Annotated in this window: 15 protein-coding genes; 11 read left to right on the top strand and 4 right to left on the bottom strand. The window is 66.6% G+C overall.

Features of this window, described 5'->3' with window-relative positions:
• The first annotated feature begins 42 nt into the window (after positions 1-42).
• The 4 genes from MMSR116_RS04305 to MMSR116_RS04320 all read left to right on the top strand — a co-directional run bounded on the left by MMSR116_RS04305 (position 43) and on the right by MMSR116_RS04320 (position 7,504).
• Complete coding sequence (locus tag MMSR116_RS04305) at positions 43-1,182, top strand: peptidyl-alpha-hydroxyglycine alpha-amidating lyase family protein (RefSeq protein WP_010687199.1); 1,140 nt, start codon at positions 43-45, stop codon at positions 1,180-1,182.
• A 222-nt stretch (positions 1,183-1,404) separates the two neighbouring features.
• Positions 1,405-2,348 (top strand): IS630 family transposase gene (locus MMSR116_RS04310; RefSeq protein ID WP_085988030.1). Its coding sequence is split into 2 segments (ribosomal slippage): positions 1,405-1,741 and positions 1,741-2,348, totalling 945 coding nucleotides; the frame shifts between segments, so codons are not numbered across the junction.
• A 279-nt stretch (positions 2,349-2,627) separates the two neighbouring features.
• Positions 2,628-3,878 (top strand): CAP domain-containing protein, encoded by a 1,251-nt coding sequence (locus tag MMSR116_RS04315; protein WP_158168510.1) that lies wholly within the window; start codon positions 2,628-2,630, stop codon positions 3,876-3,878.
• A gap of 1,136 nt (positions 3,879-5,014) precedes the next feature.
• On the top strand, positions 5,015-7,504 hold the full coding sequence (locus tag MMSR116_RS04320) for a hybrid sensor histidine kinase/response regulator (RefSeq protein WP_158168512.1): 2,490 nt from the start codon (positions 5,015-5,017) through the stop codon (positions 7,502-7,504).
• A gap of 304 nt (positions 7,505-7,808) precedes the next feature.
• Here the strand turns inward: MMSR116_RS04320 and MMSR116_RS04325 are convergent, their stop codons facing one another.
• Genes MMSR116_RS04325 through MMSR116_RS04335 form a run of 3 tightly spaced genes read right to left on the bottom strand, consistent with a single transcriptional unit; the run spans position 7,809 to position 11,473 of the window.
• Positions 7,809-8,741: an ABC transporter permease gene (locus tag MMSR116_RS04325; protein WP_039893821.1), complete on the bottom strand. Its 933-nt coding sequence runs from the start codon at positions 8,739-8,741 to the stop codon at positions 7,809-7,811.
• Positions 8,707-9,666: an ABC transporter permease gene (locus tag MMSR116_RS04330; RefSeq protein WP_010685019.1), complete on the bottom strand. Its 960-nt coding sequence runs from the start codon at positions 9,664-9,666 to the stop codon at positions 8,707-8,709. Before MMSR116_RS04330 ends, MMSR116_RS04325 begins: the two co-directional genes overlap by 35 nt.
• A 16-nt stretch (positions 9,667-9,682) precedes the next feature.
• A complete protein-coding gene (locus tag MMSR116_RS04335; protein WP_010685020.1) occupies positions 9,683-11,473 on the bottom strand; it encodes a peptide ABC transporter substrate-binding protein in 1,791 nt (596 codons plus the stop codon).
• A 316-nt stretch (positions 11,474-11,789) separates the two neighbouring features.
• Here MMSR116_RS04335 and MMSR116_RS04340 point away from each other — a divergent pair, with 316 nt between their 5' ends.
• The 6 genes from MMSR116_RS04340 to argC all read left to right on the top strand — a co-directional run bounded on the left by MMSR116_RS04340 (position 11,790) and on the right by argC (position 17,730).
• On the top strand, positions 11,790-13,208 hold the full coding sequence (locus MMSR116_RS04340; protein WP_010685021.1) for a M20 family metallopeptidase: 1,419 nt from the start codon (positions 11,790-11,792) through the stop codon (positions 13,206-13,208).
• Between the two features lie 100 nt (positions 13,209-13,308).
• Positions 13,309-14,595, top strand: a complete 1,287-nt coding sequence (locus MMSR116_RS04345; RefSeq protein WP_010685022.1) for a nucleotide sugar dehydrogenase — start codon at positions 13,309-13,311, stop codon at positions 14,593-14,595.
• A 30-nt stretch (positions 14,596-14,625) separates the two neighbouring features.
• Entirely contained in the window at positions 14,626-15,222 is a 597-nt protein-coding gene (locus MMSR116_RS04350; protein WP_010685023.1) for a CoA-binding protein, read from the top strand.
• 444 nt (positions 15,223-15,666) lie between these two features.
• Positions 15,667-16,128, top strand: coding sequence for a 50S ribosomal protein L13 (gene rplM / locus MMSR116_RS04355; RefSeq protein WP_010685024.1), 462 nt, complete (start codon positions 15,667-15,669; stop codon positions 16,126-16,128).
• Positions 16,129-16,130: 2 nt separating this feature from the next.
• Positions 16,131-16,616: a 30S ribosomal protein S9 gene (gene rpsI / locus MMSR116_RS04360; RefSeq protein ID WP_010685025.1), complete on the top strand. Its 486-nt coding sequence runs from the start codon at positions 16,131-16,133 to the stop codon at positions 16,614-16,616.
• Between the two features lie 163 nt (positions 16,617-16,779).
• Positions 16,780-17,730: an N-acetyl-gamma-glutamyl-phosphate reductase gene (gene argC, locus MMSR116_RS04365; RefSeq protein WP_039893825.1), complete on the top strand. Its 951-nt coding sequence runs from the start codon at positions 16,780-16,782 to the stop codon at positions 17,728-17,730.
• A gap of 13 nt (positions 17,731-17,743) precedes the next feature.
• Here the strand turns inward: argC and MMSR116_RS04370 are convergent, their stop codons facing one another.
• A complete protein-coding gene (locus MMSR116_RS04370) occupies positions 17,744-18,343 on the bottom strand; it encodes an acyltransferase (protein ID WP_010685027.1) in 600 nt (199 codons plus the stop codon).
• 330 nt (positions 18,344-18,673) lie between these two features.
• Here MMSR116_RS04370 and MMSR116_RS04375 point away from each other — a divergent pair, with 330 nt between their 5' ends.
• Positions 18,674-20,041, top strand: coding sequence for a coagulation factor 5/8 type domain-containing protein (locus MMSR116_RS04375; protein WP_010685028.1), 1,368 nt, complete (start codon positions 18,674-18,676; stop codon positions 20,039-20,041).
• Positions 20,042-20,112: the final 71 nt, after the last annotated feature.

Here is a 20,112-nt window from a genome sequence, read left to right on the forward strand (position 1 = left end):
AAGCTCGGCGTTTGAACCGGCTGGCCCGTGAGGAAGCCCGAGATGATCCGCTCCCTGTGCGTTGCCGCGGCCGCGCTCACCCTGATGCTGCCGGCCGTGCGCGCTGACGAGATCAAGCCAGGCGCTGTCCCGGCCTCCTCGGCGGCGTCATCTTCAGCGCCCGCGACGTCGGTTCCCGAGATCGCGTTCGACTCGGTCCCGGACTTCCTGAAGCTGCCGCCGGACATCCACTTCGGGGAGGTCGCCGGCATCGCCCTGAACTCGAAGGGACACATCTTCATCCTGTCGCGCGGCGCGACGCAGGGACCGGCCTACGGCGCCGCGGCGGCCCAGCTCCTCGAGTTCAACCCGGACGGCACCTTCCTCCGGGAGATCGGCCGCAACCTCTACGCTTGGTCCTTCGCCCACGTCGTGCGCGTCGACCCTGATGATAACATCTGGGTCATGGACAAGGGCTCGGACATGGTGGTGAAGTTCACCCCCGAGGGCCGCGTCGCCATGGTCTGGGGCCGCAAGACCGAGGCCGCCGACGAGACGGCCGAACCCTGGAAGCACCCTATGCCGCCGCTGCCACCGGTGCAGGGTCAATTCCGGCAGGTCACCGACGTGGCCTGGGACAAGGCCGGCAACGCCTACATCAGCGACGGCTACATCAACTCACGCGTGGCCAAGATCGACAAGGACGGCAACCGGGTCGACTCCTCCGGCAGCTACGGCACCGAGCCGGGTCAGTTTCGCACCCTGCACTCGATCGCCTCGGAGGCGAACGACAACATCTACATCGCCGATTGGGGCAACGCTCGCATCCAAGTGATGGACACCGCTGGCCACATCCAGCGGATCATCAAGATCGACGTGCCGTTCGACTACGACAAGGCGCGCGCCATCATCCGCGGCAAGCCGGCCAAGGACCGCGCCATGCTCGACCTGTTCACGCCGGGGGCGCCCTGGGCCTTGTGCATCACACCCGGACCGAAGCAGGTGCTCTACGTCGCCGACGCCTTCCCGGGGCGGATCTACAAGCTCTCGCTCGACGGCAAGGTGCTGGGTGTACTCGGCGAGACGGAAGAACAGCTCAAGCAGTTCGGCTGGATCCACGAGATCGCCTGTCCGTCCGAGAACGAGATCTACGTCGGCGAACTGCTGAACTGGCGCCCACAGAAGCTGGTCCTGCATCCGTGATCGCGCGTAGCACCACGGCAGTGCCTCCCCTTGAGCGACAGGGAGGCTGAGCAGCGTGTTGGGCGATCGGCACGAGACCAGCGGTGTGGAGCGGAGTTACCCCCTCATTGAACGAAGCTATCCAGCATTAGAGCGTTTTCGGTTTGGGCTGAGTCGGCTTGGTGGGGTTCACGCGGCGCTGGGAGGCTGATTCACTCGGCCGGTCGACAGCCGGAGTGATGCATGGGCCGCCCCTACAGCTTGGACCTGCGCGAGCGGGTGGTGACCGCGGCTGCGGCGACCTCGCGCCGTCAGGCGGCCGCCCGCTTCGGGGTCGGCCAAGCAACCGCGATCCGCTGGATGGCGGCGCTCGCCGCGACTGGGACGGTGGCCGCCCGGCCGCAGGGGCGTGCCCGCCGCTCCAAGCTCGACCCGTACGAGACGTTCCTGCGTACGCTGATCGACGAGAAGGTTGACATCACCCTGGAGGAGATGCGCGCCCGGTTGCAGGACGAGCATGGCCTCACCGTCGGGCTCGGCACGCTGTGGGCCTTCCTCGACGCGCGCGACCTGACGTACAAAAAAAGACGGCCCACGCCGCAGAGCAGGATCGGCCGGACGTGAAGGCCGCCCGGGAAGCGTGGTTCGAGAGCCAGCCCGATCTCGACCCGGACCGGCTGGTGTTCCTCGACGAGACGTGGACCGCCACCAACATGGCCCGCACCCGCGGGCGCTGTCCCCGCGGCCAGCGGCTGCGCTCCCCCGTCCCGCACGGTCATTGGAAGACCACCACCCTGGTGGCGGGCCTGCGCCTGTCCGGGATCGCCGCGCCGTTCGTGCTCGACGGGCCGATCAACCGCGACGCCTTCCAAGTCTACGTCGATCAGGTCCTGGTGCCCGAACTCGCACCCGGGGACATCGTGATCATGGACAATCTCGGCAGCCACAAAGGCCTGGCCGTGCGCGCGGCGATCGAGGCGGCGGGCGCGCGGCTCCTGTTCCTCCCGCCCTACTCGCCGGATTTCAATCCGATCGAGATGGCATTCTCGAAGTTGAAGGCGCGGCTGCGTAAGGCCGCCGAGCGCACGCGCGAAGGGCTCTGGACCACAATCGGGCGGCTCGTCGATGCCGTCACGCCCGACGAGGCCGCAAACTTCTTCGTCGCGGCAGGATACGACCCCGATTAAACCGAAACCGCTCTAGTGTCGACATCCATTCCGCCGATCAGCGTGATTGCGAATGTGGGCTGCCTCGGAAGTGTTCGTCGACAGGCCTGCTGGCGGCAGCGTCGACCAATCCAATTGCACCGGAACGGCGCTAGCTGCTGCGCCTCGGTTCGTATGTCCGCGACATTTCGCCTGCCTCGCCGGATCGTCGTTTTGCCATATTGGCTGAGGATATCTCACATATTGGTCGGCGATTCGGCAGCACGAAAACAATAGAGGTGAGATTTGAGCGATCCCCAAATGACTCCCTCTGAGTTGGAAGACTATTTTCTCTCCCTAGTCAATCAGGAACGAGCAGCTGCAGGCGTTAAGACCCTTACTTTTGACGGCGAACTCTTGGCGGCAGCCGACAATCACTCAGCTTGGATGGACCAGACCGACACATTCAGCCACACGGGCGTGAACGGGTCGAGTCCGGCGGATCGCATAGCAGCAGCCGGCTATGGCTATGAGAATTGGGGCGAGAACATCGCATACGCGTCCGGTGGCATGGACAAGGCTACCGTGGACGCGCTCAATCGAGCGCTGATGAATTCACCCGAGCATCGTGAAAACCTGTTGAGCCCGAACTTCGATCAGGTCGGCATTGGCCTGCATCTTGGCAATATAGGTGGCTACGAGAACGTTGTCTTCGTCACTGAAGATTTTGCCTCGCCCAACGCGCAGGAGCGGGCGGAGCTTGGCAATGGAGCAACGGGCAGCACGGGTCTGACGGGCTCGACCGGCACCACCGGATCGACCGGCACCACTGGCTCGACGGGTTCGACCGGCGCCACCGGCAGCACAGGTCCGACCGGATCGACGGGTTCGACCGGCAGCACGGGCAGCACTGGCTCGACGGGTTCGACCGGCACCACCGGCAGCACAGGCACCACCGGATCGACGGGTTCGACCGGCGCCACCGGCAGCACGGGCACCACCGGATCGACGGGTTCGACCGGCGCCACGGGCGGCACCGGCACCACCGGTTCGACGGGCGCCACCGGAACCCGCGATCCGGACGAACACGGCAACGACAGCCATGGACATCGCCACGGTCATCGCCACGGCCACAGCGACGACGGTCATGGTCACAGTCATCGCCGCGGCAAAGGCGGCAGCAGCGGCCGGGGCGACGACCGAGGCGACGGAGCGACGGGCGGTGCTGGGGCTGCCATTGATCGGGGCTCCGTCAATCCCGGGATGAATCCGGTCTTCGCACAGGCGCCCCATGGTTCTAGCGTATCGAACGCGGATGTTCTGAGATCGTTGGGAGACCTGGTTAGCAGGCTGAGCAGCAACGGTTCGGTGAGCGGCCTGCTGAGCGATCCAACGGCTCAGAAGAACATCCTGACACTCATGAACGCGTTCCGGCTCGGCGGAGGCGAAGGCTCGACCGACCTGACAGCTCAGACGGGCGCCTCGGTCGCGTCGTCCAGGATCACAGGTGGAAATGCGTCTTCTACCCAGCCCGCGCTGACCGAGCTGACCAACAACCTGGGCCGATCGTAGTCCCATTTAGCGGGCGCCCGCCCGGAAGTCTCACGAACCTGAGGCCGCAGCACGCCGCTGCGGCTTCTGTCATGTGGCAAGATCACCGCTTGGGAAGAAAAAATCGGAACTGCCCACCGTCAACGCGAAGGTGTAAGCGGCGGTCGGTGGCTCGAAATCCTGGCTCATCGATGGACCGGACAACGGCACCGTCTCCACGGCTACGTCACCGACGTGCTTGCGCCCCTCCTCACGCCGGGCGAGATCGTCGTCTCAGGCAAGCTCCGGTGCCACAAGGACGAGGCCGGCTGCCGAGTCATTCGCGCGGCCGGAGCCCATCTCCTGTACCTGGCCACTCACAACCGCGACCTGAACCGGTTCGAGCAGCCCGTCTCCAAGCTGGAGTACCTCGCCTACCAGCTTGAGCCACGGATCATTGGCGGCTTGGCGACACGTCGGGAAGACCCCCGAGATCACCGCATCACACGAATGCGCAAGATCCGATCTCCGACGCATCACAGCGGGCCCTGCCGGTATGCTCGCTTCATGAGGGAGCCGGACGCTGCAGCTCAAGCGCAGGCGCGGAGCCGATGGTTTGGGCGCGAGCACTCCGTTCGCAAGTCGCCAAGCCGGCCAGAACGCGCCCCGAGACGGCCGGCCGAACGGCTGACGGGGCCTTCGTACCCAGTCCCTGCAACCTCCGCGCTATCAATCCCGACCGGATGGGGAGCCGGACGGACGCCAGGACGAGGATTGGACGGAGCAAACCCGCTTTGCGCCTGACGACCTGACTGCCGACGCCCAACCACCATCTCGACGTCGCATCGGCTCAATCCTGGCGTCCCACGTCCCGACACCATCTCCGCGCCCCTGAACGCTGGAAGCGGTGCACATCTGTCATCGCGTTCGAGCAGCATATGCCTGAGGAGATCGATCAGCATCCAGCACTGCCGCACTGCGGCATCGTCGACTGAAGTGGTCGAGCGGCTATCGGCGCCTGAACATTCTGAATCGGTCGGAGATGGTGCCCGACTCTCGTTACGGTTGACGCGTTCCGCATTTCCCGCATCTTGTGCCGCCAACCAGCCTCGAAGACAGCAGAAGCTGCGTTCTTATCGTGATCCTTGAGGCAGCTCTGCATGTGCCAAAGCAGTCCGATGGAGAAACTTGAACCTCGTGAATTCAGTTTGAAGACCTTCCTGGTCGCCTTGAGCGTCCCGCCGATGCTGTTCCTCGGGGCCGCACTGAGTAGTGCCTATCTTCGGAACGAGGCCGGCGCGAGTATTATTGCATGGTGTGCGACCTGCACGTTCCTGGCGGCGCTGCTTCGCACGCCGTCTCGCCTTTGGCTGCCTTTGATCTCGATCGCGGGATTGGGAGATTTTGTGGCTCATTGGTTGATGGGAACACCCCGCGCAGCGGTGCCAGGCATTGTCGTCGCCGACATTTTCGAAGTCCTATTTACTGCCGCCGCCTTCAAGCGACTTAACATCAAGTACCGATGGTACCTCTCCCTGAGATGCATAATTTTGCTGACTTTTGCCTGCCTGTCCGCATCATTACTGAGCACTTCGTTTGAGTTTGTTTGGATTGGCGTTTCCGTTCCTATCCACGATCAATCCCTCATAAAAGCCCGATCCATCACCGAAGCGCTTGATCTACTCGTGGCCCTGCCACTCGCCTCGAGCTGGACCGAAAGAAATCTTCTTCGCAGCCTGAACATCCAGCAATTTACGCAAACGTTTATTCTCACAATAGCGACAGCAACTGCCAGTTATTTCTTGCTCGCATCCGGCACGCCATTCCTGTTTCTGGCGATACCGCTTCTCCTTTTGGCGACACTCAGCGGCGGACTTCTTGGAAGCACAGCCGCCGTGTTCAGCTTATCCCTTGTCGTAAGGTGGTTTACGTTCGAAGGGTCTGGCCACATCAATTTGCCCGCTACGGCAGAAAGCGCCAAATTACTAGTTGTATACCATTTATTCACGCTAACAGCCCTTTTATCTGCTGTGCCTCTCGGCGTGCTCTTGGCTCGACTTGAGAATTCTGCCGAGCGGCTGCGCGAGGTTGGAATTACCGCAGATCGAGCTCGTCGAGACGCAGAGGCGGCGCGTGATAGAGCAGAGACTGCCGGTCGAGCGAAAGGCGAATTCCTCTCCGTCATGAGCCATGAGCTTAGAACGCCGATGACCGGGGTCCTAGGCTTGGTCGACCTCCTCTCGAAGGAACCTCTAACCGACGGGCAGAAAGTCTATCTTCATCACATCAAGCAGTCCGGTCAACATCTGCTGAATGTAATCAGCGACATCCTAGATTTTTCGAAGATCGACTCGGGAAAGTTAGAGATTGAGTCGACATCATTTTCCATAAAGTCTGTCTTCGAGGCAGTCTGTGCGACAGCGCAACCACTCTGTCACGCGAAGCACATAGATTTCGATTATAATTTCCCCGATACAGCGCCCGAATATGTGATGGGCGACCCCACCAGAACACAGCAGATTTTATTGAATCTGGTCGGCAACGCGATCAAATTTACCCATCATGGTGGCGTCAGGCTCATAGCCCAACACCGCCGTATCGATGCGGATACATTACGATTTCGTTTCGACGTTCACGACACCGGCATCGGCATCGATAAAGAAAAGAAATCGGAAATATTCAATGCCTTTACGCAAGAAGATAAGTCGACCGCCCGTCGGTATGGCGGCAGCGGGTTAGGTCTGGCCATTTGCAAACGCCTTGTCGTTGCGATGGATGGAGAGATCGATTTTATCAGCGTGCCTCGAAAGGGCAGTACATTTTGGTTCGAAATTCCATTCCAACAAATAAGTAATTCACTTATTCAATATTCTCAGGAAAGTAACAATCTTTCACTGCGGCCACTTCGAATTTTGATCGCTGAAGACGTAGATCTGAATCGCAGCATTATCGCTTCCATGCTGAGTTCAGACAAACATACGCTCGCCTTCGCGCGAAACGGGGCTGAGGCAGTCGATCTAGCCGCACAGCAGACGTTTGATCTAATATTGATGGACATCCAGATGCCTATTATGGATGGCGTCGAGGCAACTCGTCAGATCCGCAGCCGGGCCGGTCCGGTCCAGAACATTCCGATTATAGCGTTGACCGCGAATGTCTTCGAAAGTGAACGCCGCCGATATCTTGCGGCCGGCATAAACGCCTGTGTCGCCAAGCCGATCGATTGGAGCGTCCTCGACGAGACAATCTCGCGACTTACAGCCGGAAGCCAAGCGCTGCCGGTCATCGATGCACTGTCAACCACCTTCTCCGTCGATCGATCGAACATGCTTGAGCTAGAGAAGCTCGACCGATTGAAGGATAAACTCGGTCCAGATCTCGCGAATCTCCTTCGTGACGCTCTCGAGCACGCTGAACACGCCCGTGAGAAGATCGGCAGCCAGGACCTGACCGGACGCGAGAAAGCCGATGAAATGCATGCTTTGAAAGGAGCAGCCGGCATGCTCGGACTTTCAGCCCTGCAGCGCCTTGCGGAAGAGTTCGAGACTCAAGCGCGCGTGGACGATGGTGCGAGCGGGTCCGGATCCGCGCTTCGAGAAGTCATCCTCGAGACAGAGGCCGCGCTCATTCGGCATCGCTTCCTGGATGGCGCGAAGACGACCCAGTGAACCAGTTTTCGTTGAGCCCGCGAGATCAGGATCATGCCCTGTGCGTGAACCGACCGGTAATTACCCACGGGGTAGCTTGGTCGTCGGTTGAACGCCCGCGGCTGCGCTCCTGCCGAGCCAAGCTTGCCTCTTGCGCGGGTCGTCTCTTGCGCGGGGCGAATTTCGCTGATTCCTTCGTGGGANCGCAATTCTGAACCCGTGGCCCCTCTCCCGACCCCTGCTGACGCAGGGGCCACCCTCCCCCGCAGAGGGGGGAGGGAAAGACGCGGAACCGGTGTTTCTCGAAACGAATCCGCCGCATGCCCTACAGCACCCGCCGCGGATCGAGCGCATCCCGCAAACCGTCGCCGATGAAGTTGATCGACAGCACCGTCAGGAAGATCGCGCCGCCGGGAAACAGCGCCCAGTGCGGCGCGACGTCGAGGTGGTCCTTGGCGTCGAACAGGAGCCGCCCCCAGGTCGGGATGTCGGGCGGGAAGCCGAGCCCCAGGAAGGACAGGGTCGATTCCGCGATGATCGCCGCCGAGACCTCGATCGAGGCCGCCACGATCACCGGCCCCAGCGCGTTCGGCAGGATGTGGCGGCGCACGAGGTGCCCGGTCGTCGCCCCCTGCGAGCGGGCCGCCTCCACGAACTCCTTCTCGCGCAGGGACAGGAACTGCGCCCGCACCAGCCGGGCGACCGGCATCCAGCGCAGGCCCCCGATCACCGCGACGATCATCAGGAACACGCCGCCCTGGCTGCCGAACACGGCCTTCAGGCTGTCGCGGAACAGGTAGATCACGAGGAGCAGCAGCGGCAGCTGCGGCAGCGACAGGAACAGGTCGGTCAGCCACATCAGCACCGGGTCGAGGAACCGGCGCGACATGCCGGCGAGCGCGCCGACCAGCACCCCGATCAGGCTCGCCACCGCCATGGCGGCGAAGCCGACCGCGAGCGAGATCCGGCCGCCGTAGATCATCCGGGCGAGCAGGTCCTGGCCGAGATCGTCGGTGCCGAACGGGTGGTCCCAGGACGGGCCCTGGAGCTGGGCCGCGAAGTCGATGTCGTCGATGGCGACCGGCCAGAGCAGGCCGCCGAACACCACGCCGGCGACGAGGAGCGCCAGCACGCCGACGCTGGCGAGCGCCAGCCGGTGCCGCCGGAAGCGCCGCCACGTCTCCCGCCCCGGCGAGGCCGGCGCGCGGGCAGGGGCAATCGCCTCATCGGAGGGCGATGCGAGGGTCGAGCCAGCCATAGAGCAGGTCCGCGACGAGGTTGAACAGGATGACGAGGCCGGCGAACACGAAGGTCACCGCCATCACCACCGGCGTGTCGTTGGCGAGCATCGCGTCGATCAGCAGCGATCCGATGCCGGGAATGCGAAAAATCTGCTCGGTGACGATGGCGCCGCCGAACACCGCCGGGATCTGGAGGGCGACGAGCGTCACCACCGGGATCAGGGCGTTGCGGGCGATGTGCCGGCGGGTCACCGTGCCCTCGGTCAGGCCCTTGGCGCGGGCCGTGGTGACGTAGTCGAGCCGGGCGACATCCAGCGCCGAGGCGCGCACGTACCGGGTGTAGGAGGCGGCCTGGAAGAAGCCCAGCACCGCCACCGGCATGATCGCCTGCCGGACATTCGCCCAGAGCCAGGGCAGGCCGGAGCCCGGCAGGTCGGCCTGGTAGACGAAGGGCAGCCAGCCGAGCTTGATCGAGAACAGCAGGATGAACAGCAGGCCGGTGAAGAAGGTCGGCAGCGAGAAGCCCACGAAGGCCAGCGTGTTGGCGACCTGGTCGGCGAGCGAGTAGGGCCGGCGCGCCGCGTAGAGGCCCACCGGTACGGCGATCAGCAGCGCCAGGACCTGCGAGGAGCCGACCACGAACAGGGTCGTGGGCAGCCGCTGCAGGATCAGGGTGTCGACATTCACCCGGCTCGCGAACGAGAAGCCCCAGTCGCCCTGCAGCATGGCGGTGAGCCAGTGCAGGTAGCGGGTGAGGATCGGGTCATCGAGGCCGAACTTGACGCGGAGCGCCGCCCGCACCTCCGGGGGCACGTTCGGGTTGCTGGCGAGCTCGCCGAACGGGTCGCCCGGCGCGAGCGCCAGGACGGTGAACAGGATCAGGCTGATGCCGAGCAGGCTCGGGATCGCGATCAGGAGGCGTCGCAGGATGTAGGCGCCCATGGCGCGGCGCTCCCGCTCAGGCCTCCCGGTACCAGTCGGGCAGGAACGACAGGTCGTTGTCCCAGCCGCTGCGGGGGGCCGTGAGCGTCGCGCCCACCGCCGAGACCTCGGCGCGGTGGATCAGCGGCAGCACGTTCTCGGAGACCGCGAGGTCGTTGCAGGTGATGAGAAGGGCCGCGCGCTTGACCGGGTCGAGCTCGCTCTGGGCGGCGTTGTAGGCCTTGTCGTAGGCGTCGTTGCGCCAGCGCACGACGTTGCGGCCCTGCCACTTGTTGGCCTTCTGGGCCACCTCCCAGGAGGCGTACATGAGCAGCCAGATCGCCGGATCGGCCTGGGTCATGCTGTAGGCGTACATCTCCATGTCGGCGTAGAAATGCGTGCAGGTGTCGGGGTTGGCGGGGTCCGAGGAGAAGAACACCGAGCCGGTCACCGATTTCAGCTCGATCTCGATGCCGGCCTTGGCGGCCGCCTGCTTGATGATCGCCTGGGTCTTCTGGCGCGGCGCGTTGATCGAGGTCTGGAAGACCAGCTTGAGCTTCTTGCCGTCCTTGGCGCGGATGCCGTCGGAGCCCTTCTTCCAGCCAGCCTCGTCGAGGAGCGCGTTGGCCTTGGCCGGATCGAAGGCGAAGCGCGTGGTCTTCGAGACGAAGCGATCGGGGCCGTTGACCGTGTTGGCGGTGGGCTTGCCGGTGCGGCCGTAGATGTAGGTCTGGATCGACTTGCGGTCGACCAAGAGGTTCATCGCCTGGCACACCTTCGGGTCGGAGAAGGCGGGGTGCCGGGTGGTGATCGAGGCGCGCTCGCCGTCGACCTCGACGTTCGGGTCGGTGGCGTTGAGGAGCAGGAACTCGAGCTTGCCGCCGTAGACCACGTCGACCCGGCCCTTGCCGCCGGTCTCAAGGCGCTTCAGCACCTCGTCCTCGATCAGCATGTTCCAGGCGTAGTCGTACTCGCCGGTCTGGAGCACGGCCCGGGCGGCCGAGACCGCGTCGCCGCCGCCCTTCATCTCGACCGTGTCGAAATACGGCCGGTTCGGCAGGTGGTAGTCGGGGTTGCGCTCGCCGCGGACGATGTCGCCGGGCCGGAACTCCACGAACCGGTACGGGCCGGTGCCCACCGGGGCGAGGTTCTGCGGCGCGTCGCGCGATTTCGCGCCGCTGTATGGGCCGAACAGGTGCTTCGGCAGCACCATGCCGACGATGCCCACGAAGGCGTCGCACCAGTAGGGCGTCGGCTTGTCGAACAGCACCCGGACGCTGAGGTCGTCGACCTTCTCGACCTTGCAATCCTTGTAGGAGCCGGCCGTCACCGCGGCGGTGGCGGGGTCGCGGGCGTATTCCCAGGTGAAGACGAGGTCGTCGGCGGTGAGCGGCTTGCCGTCGTGCCACTTCACGCCGGGCTTGAGCGTCCAGACCACCGAGCGGCCGTCGGCGGCGAGCGCCCCGTTCTCCTTCGACGGGATCGTGGCGGCCAGCACCGGCACGAGGTTGCCGTCCGCGTCCCAGGCGGCGAGCGGCTCGTAGAAGATCCGCGAGGCGTCCTGGTCCTTGGTGCCGATGGCGAAATGCGGGTTGATCAGCGTCGGCGCCTGCCACCAGAGCAGCTTGAGCGCGCCGCCGCCGCCGGCCTTGGTCGGCTTGTAGCCGGCCCGGATATCGGCCGCCATCGCGACCCCGTTCCCGGCCAGCATCAGCCCGGCCATGGGCGCGGTGAGGCCGACAGCCACCATCCGCTGCACGAAGGCGCGCCGCGACAGGCGGCCGTCCTTCACCTGCCCGATAAGGCCGCGCAGATCCCGCTCGTCCATGTACGCTTTCCCGTTTACCGCCGTGACAGGCACAGCAACATTCCGGCAGCGGCCTTGGCAAGGGGCGGGCCAGTGACGGTTCAATCGGAACGTGTTGATGGATGCTTGGTTCGGGCAGCAGCATGGCCTGAGCGGTGCATGCGGGCAGGCAGCAGCGGGGCGCGCGCCGTATCCGTCTTCGCGAGCGAAGCAGTCCAGCAGCGCCGCGCTTCCCGAGGGCGCGCAACCCTGGGTCGCTTCGCTGCGCTCGCGATGACGGCGCGGAGCCCGCTATGGTGGCGCGACCTCGACGCGCAGCTTTCCCGGAGTGGACCCGATGGACAACCGCAACGCCGTGTGGCGCCACGTCGACGCGCAGTCGGATCGGCTGATCGCCCTGTCCGAGCGCGTCTGGGGCATGCCGGAGGTCTGCTACACGGAAAGCCGCTCCTGCGCCGAACACGTCGCCGAGCTGCGCCACCAGGGCTTCCGGATCACGGAAGCGGTCGCCGGCATCCCCACGGCGGTGATGGGCGAGGCGGGGGAGGGCGGTCCGGTCATCGCCTTCCTCGGTGAGTACGACGCCCTGCCCGGCCTGTCGCAGGAGGCGGGCGTCGCCGAGCACCGGCCGGTGGAGGCGGGCGGCCACGGCCACGGCTGCGGCCACAACCTCCTCGGCTCGGCGGCGCTGCTCGCCGCCACCGCCCTGAAGGACTGGCTCGCCGAGACCGGCACGCCCGGCCGCGTGCGCTACTACGGCTGCCCGGCCGAGGAGGGCGGCGCCGCCAAGGCGTTCATGGTGCGCGCCGGGGCCTTCGCGGATGCCGATATCGCGATCACTTGGCATCCGGGCAGCTTCTGGGAGGTGGCGCCGCCGGTGGCGCTCGCCAACACGCGGGTGGACTTTACCTTCACCGGGCGCACCGCCCACGCGGCGGCCGCGCCCCATCTCGGGCGCTCGGCGCTGGACGCGGTCGAGCTGATGAGCGTCGGTGTGAACTACATGCGCGAGCACATGCCGTCCGACGCGCGGGTGCATTACGCCTATCTCGACGCGGGCGGCATCGCCCCGAACGTCGTCCAGGCCGGCGCGACGGTGCGGTACTCGATCCGGGCCCGCGACCTGCCGGGCATGCTGGCCCTGGTCGAGCGGGTGAAGAAGATTGCCGAGGGCGCCGCCCTGATGACCGAGACCGCCGTCGCGGTGCGGATCGTCAGCGCGGTGTCGAACCTGCTGGGCAACGATCCCCTGGAGCGGGCGCTGCACGGCGTCATGGAGGAGCTCGGGCCGCCGCATTTCGACGCCGCCGACCGGGACTTCGCCGGCCAGATTCGGGCGACGCTCACCGACGGCGACATCGACGCCGTGTTCCGCGCCGTCGGGATGCCGCGCACCGAGGCACCGCTCGCCGACTTCCTCGTGCCCCTCGACGCGCCCCGCAACCCGGCGGTGGGCTCCACCGATGTCGGCGACGTGAGCTGGGTGGTGCCGACCGTGCAGGCCCACGCGCCGACGGTGGCGATCGGCACGCCGTTCCACACTTGGCAGGTGGTGGCGCAGGGCAAGACCCCGGCGGCCCACAAGGCGATGGTGCAGGTCGCCAAGGCGATGGCCGCCACCGGCGCGCGGGCGCTCACCGACGAAGGCCTGCGTGACGCCGCCAAGGCGGATCTCGCCCGGCGGGTCGGCGCGAGGGGCTACGTCTCGCCCCTGCCGCCGGAGGTCGAGCCGCCGCTGCGGATGTCGCTGGGGTGAGCCGCCCTCACGCCACGGCTCGACGCGGGCCCGGGCCACCCCTATACGCCGCCGGCGGGCGCGGCCGTCACCGGCGCGCCGGTCCGCAGGGGAACCCGACGTGTCGGAGAGCGTGGCAATCGTCGGCCTGGGCTATGTCGGGCTCCCGCTCGCCCTGGCCTTCGGCCGGTCCCGGCCCACGGTCGGCTACGAGCGCGACGCCGCCAAGGTAGCGGCCTACCGGGCCGGCCTCGACCCGGCCGGCGAGGTCAGCGCGGCCGCATTCCGGGCCGCCGCCCACCTGTCGGTGACCGACGATCCGGCCCGGCTGTCTGAAGCGGACGTGATCATCGTCACCGTCCCGACCCCGGTCGACGCGGCGCAGTGCCCGGATTTCGAGTTGCTGACCCAGGCCTCGGCGCTGGTCGGGCAGAATATGCGGCCCGGTACGACCGTGGTGTTCGAGTCCACGGTCTATCCCGGCGCCACCGAGGAGGTCTGCATCCCCGTCCTGGAGCGATCCTCCGGCCTGCGCTGGAAGTCGGATTTCTTCGTCGGCTACTCTCCGGAGCGGATCAATCCGGGCGACGTGGAGCACAGCCTCGGCAAGGTGGTGAAGGTCGTCTCGGGCGACACCCCGGAGACCCTGGCGCGGCTCAGGGCTCTCTACGGGACGATCGTCGATGCGGGCCTCCACGCCGCCGCGTCGATCCGGGTCGCGGAGGCCGCCAAGGTCATCGAGAACACCCAGCGCGACCTGAACATCGCCCTCATGAACGAGCTGTCGCTGATCTTCGACAAGCTCGACTTGGACACCCTGGAGGTGCTCGAGGCGGCCGGGACCAAGTGGAATTTTCTGCCGTTCCGCCCAGGGCTCGTCGGCGGCCACTGCATCGGGGTCGATCCCTATTATCTGACCCACAAGGCCGCGATGATCGGCTATCACCCGCAGGTGATCCTGGCCGGGCGGCGCATCAACGACAGCATGGCCGCCCACGTCGCCCGCGGGACGGTGAAGCGGATCGTCCGGCGGGGCGGCGGGGCCGGGAACGCGCGGGTCATCGTGCTCGGGCTGACCTTCAAGGAGAACTGCGCCGACCTGCGCAACTCCAAGGTGGCCGATCTCGTCCGGGAACTGGCCGAGTTCGGCTGCGCCGTCTCGGTTCACGATCCCCGGGCCAGCGCGGCGGAGGCCGCGGCCGAGTACGGGATCGCCCTGGTCGGTTGGGACGCGCTGCCGGAGGACGCGGACGCCGTCGTGATCGCGGTGCCGCACCAAGACTATGCCGAGATGGCGCCGGAGGCGATCACCGCGCGGCTGAAGCCCGGCGGGCTCGTGGTCGACGTGAAGTCGCTTCACGACCGGGCGGCCTTCGCGCGGCTGGGCTACGAGGTCTGGCGGCTCTGAGGCGGGCCGGAACAAGCAGGGAGGCACGCCATGCACGAGACGGCCGACGAGTCCGGCACCACGGCGATCGTGGATCGGCATGCCCGCTACCCCGACGCGCAGATCCGCGCGATCCTGAACGCCACGCGCACGATCGCCCTGGTGGGCGCCTCGGCGAACCCCGCCCGGCCAAGCTGGATCGTGCTCAAGTACCTCATCGACCGGGGCTATCTGGTCACGCCGGTCAATCCCGGCCTCGCCGGGCAGGATCTGCTCGGGCGCCGGGTCCTGGCTTCCCTCGCGGAGGTCCAGGCCTCCCTCGGCGGCCAGCCGATCGACATGGTGGAGATCTTCCGCAATTCCGCCGCCGCCGGCCCGCTGGTGGACGAGGCGCTCGCCCTCGACCCGCTGCCGAAGGTGATCTGGATGCAGCTCGGCGTGCGCGACGACGCGGCCGCCGCCCGGGCCGAGGCACGGGGACTCACGGTGATCATGAATCGCTGTCCCAAGATCGAGTACGGGCGGCTCTCGGGCGAGATCGGCTGGACCGGGGTGAACTCCCGCATCCTCAGCGCGCGCAAGCCCGTCCTCGCCGCCAAGGGCGTGCAGAAGCTCACCATTGCGGAGCGGGGCCGGCGCGGCACGTGAATGCGGGAGGCTCACGGCCCACGACAATGCACCGTGGCAGGCTGATCGGATGATCCGACGCAAACCCCTTCATCCTGAGGTGCCCGCGTCAGCGGGCCTCGAAGGAGCCCTCCAGAAGGCACCGCGATCCCTGGAGCCCTCCTTCGAGGCCTTCGCTGCGCTCCGGCACCTCAGGATGAGGTGGAAGGATGGACAGCCGATCCGACCCTTCGCGGTCGCGAACCACAGATCATGTGGTATCAGGATACCGCTATCGTCAACTCCTTCTATCGATTTATCTTTTCACGATCTCCGATTTTCCTGTTGACCCGGCCGGCGGGTCCCGCTATCCACCCGCCACCGCCGCCGCGTGCACCCCACGCGGCGGCTCGTTTTTCGGCACCCCGATGCCTGAATGCCCCGATCCGTCGGGGCCGGATCCGTCGGAACCCCTGGGATTTGGCTATGAAGACCACCTCGCTGAAGCCCGCCGAGGTCGACAAGAAGTGGATCGTGATCGACGCGGAGGGCCTCGTGGTGGGCCGTCTGGCGTCGATCGTGGCGATGCGCCTGCGCGGCAAGCACAAGGCCGCCTACACGCCCCACGTCGATTGCGGCGACAACGTCATCGTCATCAACGCCGAGAAGGTGAAGTTCACCGGGCGTAAGTACAATCAGAAGAGCTATTTCTACCACACGGGCTACCCGGGCGGCATCAAGGAGCGGACGGCCAAGTTCATCCTCGAGGGCCGGTTCCCCGAGCGCGTGGTCGAGAAGGCCGTCGAGCGCATGCTGCCCCGCGGCCCGCTCTTCCGTCAGATCCTCGGCAACCTCCGCGTCTACAAGGGCGCCGCGCACCCGCACGAGGCGCAAGCTCCGCAGGCGCTCGACGTCGGCGCCCTCAACCGCAAGAACGTGAGCGCTTGATCATGGCGACCCTGCAGTCCCTCGCCGACCTCAACCGGTCGAACACCGGCGCGGTCGATCCGGCCAACGAGGCCCCCGTGCACGTCCAGAAGCTGGACGCCCAGGGGCGTGCCTACGCCACCGGCAAGCGCAAGGACGCGGTCGCCCGCGTCTGGATCAAGCCCGGCAAGGGCACGGTCACGATCAACAAGCGCCCGGTGGAGACCTACTTCGCCCGTCCGGTGCTGCGCATGATCCTGCGCCAGCCGCTGGAGATCGCCGGCCGCGTCGACCAGTACGACATCACCGTCACGGTGGCGGGCGGCGGCCTCTCGGGTCAGGCCGGCGCGGTGCGCCACGGCCTGTCGAAGGCCCTGACCTACTACGAGCCGGAGCTGCGCGCCCCGCTGAAGCGCGAAGGCTTCCTCACCCGCGACGCCCGCGTGGTCGAGCGCAAGAAGTACGGCCGCAAGAAGGCCCGCCGCAGCTTCCAGTTCTCCAAGCGCTGATATCCGGTCACACCGGTGTCACGGAGAGGGCGGCTCCTGCGGGGGCCGCCCTTTCGCGTTTCTGACGGTCCAGTGCTGCCGTTGACACGATGGTGCAGCGCGATCACCTGAACAGCCGTGCCCGACTCGGGCGGTGCATGGGATTTCGAGAGCGAGACGGACGATGGCTGGCGACGGCGCGAGGAAGCCCACCGTGTTCATCGACGGCGAGGCCGGTACCACCGGCCTCGGCATCCGCGAGCGCTTGGAGCGCGACGGCCGGGTCGCCCTGCGCAGCATCGCCCCCGAGCACCGCAAGGATCCGGAGGCCAAGCGCGCCCTGCTGGCCGAGGTCGACCTCGTCGTGCTCTGCCTGCCCGACGAGGCCGCCAAGGAGACCGTGGCGCTCGCCGACAGCCTGCCGGGCGGCGGCCCGCGCGTCCTCGACGCCAGCACCGCCCACCGGGTCGCCGAAGGCTGGACCTACGGCTTCCCCGAGCTGACCCGGGAGCAGGGCGCGGCCATCGCCCGCGCCCGGCGGGTCGCCAATCCCGGCTGCTACCCGACCGGAGGTGTCGCGCTCCTGCGGCCCCTGGTGGAGAGCGGGCTGATCCCGGCCGACCACCCGATCAGCCTCAACGCGGTGAGCGGCTATAGCGGTGGCGGCAAGAGCATGATCGAGGCCTACGAGCAGGGCACGGCGCCGCCGTTCCAGCTCTACGGCCTCGGTTTCGCCCACAAGCACCTGCCGGAGCTGCAGCGCTACAGCCGGCTGACCCGGCGGCCGATCTTCGTGCCCTCGGTGGGCAATTTCCGGCAGGGCATGCTGGTGAGCGTGCCGCTCCACCTCGACGCGCTGCCGGGCAAGCCCACGGCGGGCGACCTAGAGGCGGCCCTGCGCGACTGGTACGCCGGCCAGACGCTGGTGCAGGTCGTGCCGGGCGCCGCCACGGGCGCGCACCGCGAGAAGATCGAGCCGGAGGATCTCAACGACACCGACCGGCTGGAGCTGCGGGTGTTCGGCTCGGTCGAGCACGGTCAGGCCGTGCTGGTGGCGCGCCTCGACAACCTCGGCAAGGGCGCCTCGGGGGCGGCGGTGCAGAATCTCGGGCTGATGCTCGGGCTGGACGGCTGAGGCGGCCGCCGCGTCAGATCAGATCGGTGCGCCACGTGACGCCGGTGCGGATCACCTTCGCCGGCACGCCGGCGGCCATGACGTTGGACGGGATGCTGCCGCGCACCAGGGAATGCGCGCCGATGAAGGATCCGTCGCCGATCGTCGTGCCCTTCAGCACCGTCGAGCGCGCGCCGATCCAGACGCGGTGACCGATCAGGATCGGGCGGGCGGGATTGATCCGCGCGCCGGTCTCCAGATCGATGACCGAGTGCATGTCGCTCACCGAGACCGTCACCTCGTCGGCGATGAGGCAGTTGTGGCCGAAGGTGATCTCGGCCGCTTCATGTGCGGAGATCTGCGCGTTCCCGACGAAGGACGTGAACTCCGCCACGATCAGCTTGGTCGGCGCCACGATGTGCATCCGGGCCTTGGCCAGCCGCACGTGATCCCCGACATGGACCGTCGCGTCGGACCCGCAGTGAAGATAGATATCGTCACTGTTGGAGTTCTTCCCGATCATCACGTGATTGTTGCTGCGCTCGAAGAAGATGGTTCCGTTCTGCGTCTCGAGGAAATCGTCCGCGGCGTCGATCTGATTGTTGTGGCCGAGGTCGACGATCTTGATAGGCATGCTTGGTCGATCTCAGCTGGGAGGGCCCGGGCGAGCGGTCGCGACGACGGCGTTCGCGGCACGCGGGCGCGCAACGACCGGAAGGCGTCAGATATCGCACCGACCGGCGCAGCCTGTCCATGTCGGGCGCGCGACGCCGCGGCGCGCCGAAGCGGCCCCTCGACCTCCCCGCCGGCCTCCCGTAGAGACGGCGCGCGGATCCGGATCACGGCGTCGTACGCGACGGCGCGGAATGTTCGGCCTGCGGCGACGTTCGCGATCGGAGCCTGCCGGGATGGACCGCGGTCGAGCCAGCGCGCGACGTCGGGCGGGGAACACGGAACGCAGTCGATGGCAGACGAACAGGCTTCTCCTCGCGACCTCGTCGAACTCGCTCCGGGCAGCCCGTGGACGGTCGTCGATCAAGATGGCGCGTCCGGGACCGGCGCCTGGCGGCAGGTCGACCTGGGACTCCGCTTCCCCGTCCACACCATCGCGCTCGGGCGGGCCGGGACGGCTCCCTCGGAGGTTCGGATCGCCTTCTCCGACGACGGGGTGACGTGGGCGTCCCCCGAAATCGTCCCCGGGTCCGACAGTGCGAACGCCGCGGCGGCGATCGTGATCGTGCCGGGCGAGGCGAGCTGGACCCGCTACATCCGTGTCGCCGCCGCCGAGCCCGCCCGCGATGACGAAGCCGCCGCGCGGGTCTGGACCGAGCGCGCCGCCTTCGATCTGATCGTCTGGCGCACGCTCATGAACGCGGATTTCGACCTCGTCTCCGAGCGGCCGGGCGTCGATCTCTACAGGGGCTACCGCCTTCTCGGCCATCCGGATCAGCGAAGCCTGTCGGTCGTCGGCATCGATCTCTACGAGAACGGCGCCTTCGGCAATTTCATCATCCAGTGCCTGCTGGCCATCGGGATCTGCATCGCCCTCAAGCTGAAGTACATCAAGCTGCCTGCCCGGGACCGGAGCGAGGTCCTCGATTACGCGGAACCGCGCGAGATCGGCGGCATCACCTTCATCCCGGCCTCGCATCCGCTGCCGGCCGACGGCTATTTCCTGTCGGGGATGTTCTTCGACGTCCAAGTCCAGAAGCTCGCCGGCGATCTGGAGCAGGAGCGCTCGCGCCACATCATCACGAACTACATCCGCCCATTCTTCAACCGGCTGCCCGCGCGGTTTCCGGAGAAGCCCGACGATCAGCTCCTCATCCACATCCGCTCCGGCGACATCTTCAGCACCTGGGTCGCGCCGCATTACCCGCAGCCGCCGCTGGCGTTCTACAAGCTCGTGATCGCGCGCCTGATGGCGGAGAAGCGCATCGCCTCCATCAAGCTGGTGTTCGAGAACCGTCTCAACCCCGTGATCCCGGAGCTCGAGGCGCATATCGCCGGCCTGGGCATCCCGTTCACGACGCAGAGCGGGACGCTCGCCGACGACGTCGCCGCGCTGGTGAACGGCCGCTATCTCGTCTTCGGCCTCGGCACGTTCGGTCCCGGCGTCTGCCATCTCTCCGAGCGCGTGGAGGAGGTGTACTACTTCGCGTCCGGATGGCCGCAGCACTTCAGGGGCATCCCGACCATCGGCAAGATCGTCGAGGTCGTGGACCGTGCGGGTGCCTACACCAAGGTCGGGGAGTGGGATAACTCGCCGGAGCGCCGCCAGATGATGATCGACTACCCGATCGAGCAGCTCGCCTTCGACGACCGGACGTGATCGCCGGCTGATCGCGGGCCGGCGCCAGGTCGCGGCCACACCGCGCAGACGCCGCACCTCGGCCGCGATCG

The sequence above is a fragment of the Methylobacterium mesophilicum SR1.6/6 genome (assembly GCF_000364445.2).
Classification (GTDB): Bacteria; Pseudomonadota; Alphaproteobacteria; order Rhizobiales; family Beijerinckiaceae; genus Methylobacterium; species Methylobacterium mesophilicum_A.